Raw genomic sequence first — 3,053 nt, 5'->3', positions numbered from 1 at the left:
CTAAACCCGCCCCTACAATTGTCCCTAAACCCGCCCCTACAATTGTCCCTAAACCCGCCCCTACAATTGTCCCTAAACCCGCCCCTACAATTGTCCCTAAACCCGCCCCTACGATAGCTTGGTACAGACGTTCCATGGCACGTCTGGAACATAACCGCTTATTGAGGTTAAACCTAGCTACCTTTTAGGCGGCGAGTTCTTGAACTAAAACATAGGGTTCTACAATCAAGGCTTGAAAACGTTTGCTGTGATCGCTATTCCAATCGGCTAATTGATTGGGAAAAGGTTTGTGAAGCTGTTGGTGACTAATCCAAGACTGGACAGACAAGGTATCATCATTCGCGATCGCGACTCCAACATCAAGTATATCTAACTCTTGCCTTACCACGATCACAACATCTCGCTTAGCGTGAGGAACCAGCCAATCCCAGGCGGCTTCATCGACGGATTGAGCGAGTTCTGCTTTTAAATCTTCCATGACTTATCGAAGGACTTATGACAAAGGACGTAGCTTGCTTCTCGCGCAAGCGAGTATGACTAATGAGTAATAGACATCGCCGCATCCAAATGTTTTAATAATGTACCTTGAGGTAAAGACCCTTGTAAATGACTCCAAGGCAGTATTTGCTCTGTTGACCAATTCTCATGGACATAAAAATCCAATTCTGGCAACTTTCCTTTTAACTGCTTAAACGCCCGCCGAAAACTGCCCACGGAATCGCCATAATGCCGTGTTAATTCTAACAACTCAGACAATCGGCGATCGCCTCTAGAGATTAGCGCCTGAATCACTGACCAATTATAGCTTTCTGGGCGAAAGTCAATCCCTTGCGACGCAGTTGCTTTCTGCAAATACTTCAACCGCTTCTGGGCAGAATAATTCACACCAAACCATTGAAAGGGGGTATGGGCTTTAGGAACAAATGTACTGCATCCTAGGGTTAAGCGTAAACCTGGGGCGGCTTTTTTGATCGCCTTCATCATGGCTACCGTCTGTTCCACATCAGACATCTCTTCTCCGGGAACACCCACCATCCCATAAACTTTGAGTGCCTTTAATCCCCCAGCTTTAGCATTAATTGCCGCTTGAATAATCTCTTGATTATGCAATTTCTTATTAATAATTTGCCTTAACCTTTCCGAACCACTTTCCACAGCAATAGTAATTGATCGTGTGTCCCGTTTCGACAAAGTTTCCGCTAGTTTAGGCGTAACCGTATTAGTTCGCACTGAGGCAATACTCAACCGTACATCATCATAGTCCGGTTTTGCCAGATAATCCAACAACACCTCAAACTCTGGATGCTGAGTCACCGACGCCCCCAGTAAACCAATGCGCTTAGTTACCCTCAATCCGCGTTCAATCGCTGGAATCAACGAATCAGTTGCACTTGGCGTGCGAAATGGCAAAGTTAAATAACTCGCCAAACAGAAGCGGCACATTTCTGGGCAACTGCGTACCACTTCCACCATATAAATATTTTCCCAAGCGGCTTTTTCAGTAACAACGGTGGAGGCGGATAGAGTATTACCGCGATAGGTTTGCTTAGTTACGGTGGCGGGAATCTGGGAATCGACGGGTTGAATGGATGCGATCGCGCCTGTTTGCTCCTGATAGGTTACCGTATACAAACTGGGAACATATATCCCTGGAACTTGGGCTAATCGCCGCAATTTCTCGATTCTATTGGCTTGGCGAATTTCTTTATAAGCCTCAATAAAATCCCCTAATAACGTTTCCCCATCCCCTAACAAAATCACATCAAAGAAATCGGCAAAGGGTTCAGGATTTGCGGTTAGTACGGGTCCGCCGCCAAACATCAGGGGATGGTGATCATCCCGTTGTGCAGAGCGTACCGGAATCTCTAAGGATTCTAGTAGGGACAAAATATTGACATAATCCAGTTCCCATGATAAGGAAAAACCGAGTAATTCGGGTTGTTTGGGCAATGGTTCATGGCAATCAGTAAACAAGCGACTCACCTGGAGGTCAGATCGCTTGGCTAGGGTTGCCCAAACCACCTGATAGCCTAGACTGGTGATTCCCACCGTGTAGTCATTGGGGAAGGCAAAGATGGTGGGGATAGCATCGGTTTCCGGGGGAGTCGGTGTAAAGAGTAGGCGTTCAGCGGCAAAGGCAGAAGCAGTCACAAGCAGTATTTGAGGCAAATAGGTTTGTGCTTTCTATTGTAAGAATCTGACACACTGATTTCACGGATTTTTGGAGATGGTAAGGGTGGGGTGTTTGGGGGTTAATAGCACTGATTTCACCGAGGCGTTAGTTCTGGGGGGGCAAAGGATAAAAAGATGATTGTGGGGAAATTATCTAGTTTTCTGTGTCAATCTGTGCGCCTCACTATTTAGTATTCTGTCTGTGCCATTTCCTCTCTGTGTAATCTGTGTTTTTGTCAAGAGCTTGTAATGATTTTTATCGTAACTTTAACCAAATACATGCGTCCGAGGGTAGATTTGGCGTGAGACGAAAACCATAAATTATACAAAGTTTTACCAAGATTCAATGGGTTTAGCTGTATCAAGATTATTTTTGCCCATAAAATATCCACCATAGATAATATACCTGAAAATCGCACAATCTCCTCACAATCGCCAGAACCCTTGAAAATTCGTTGGTTATTTCTTAAACAGGGTAAAAAACGAGCAATTATGATGTTTTGTTAAGAAGTCAAACAGATTTAAATATTCAAACCTTTTTGTGGGAAAGAATAGTTCCAATTATCAAAACTTGACAGGTTTAGCCTAAACAGGGTTGAGGAAAGCTAAGAAAATGTCAGTAGCGAAAGATACAGAAAGGGCAAAATGGTATATAAACTACTCAGGCTTGCCTAACGGCTGAAGCCTGAGTTTTCAGTAGCCCTGAAGTCATCAAACAAGTTAAGCTGAACGTATCTCTGTGTTCTGTTTAACAAGCACGATAACCCCGTGCCTCCAGGCTGGTTTATAGACAGCCCCACAAGTGCGATGTTGTTGGCTCCATTGAAATCAGCATCTCCACACCATCCGCAATGACCACATTTGAAAATCTTGCCACTGCG

At 44.5% G+C, this 3,053-nt stretch carries 2 protein-coding genes; both read right to left on the bottom strand.

The window, feature by feature from the left end; all coding sequences use genetic code 11:
• Window positions 1-184: 184 nt before the first annotated feature.
• Entirely contained in the window at window positions 185-478 is a 294-nt protein-coding gene (locus tag RLO19_RS31545; RefSeq protein WP_446361810.1) for a DUF2288 domain-containing protein, read from the bottom strand.
• A gap of 59 nt (window positions 479-537) precedes the next feature.
• Window positions 538-2,151, bottom strand: coding sequence for a B12-binding domain-containing radical SAM protein (locus tag RLO19_RS31540; RefSeq protein ID WP_446361808.1), 1,614 nt, complete (start codon window positions 2,149-2,151; stop codon window positions 538-540).
• Window positions 2,152-3,053: the final 902 nt, after the last annotated feature.

Source organism: Coleofasciculus sp. G2-EDA-02, assembly GCF_040226375.1.
Lineage (GTDB): Bacteria > Cyanobacteriota > Cyanobacteriia > Cyanobacteriales > Coleofasciculaceae > Coleofasciculus.
This window is presented reverse-complemented; position numbering and strand designations above follow the sequence as displayed.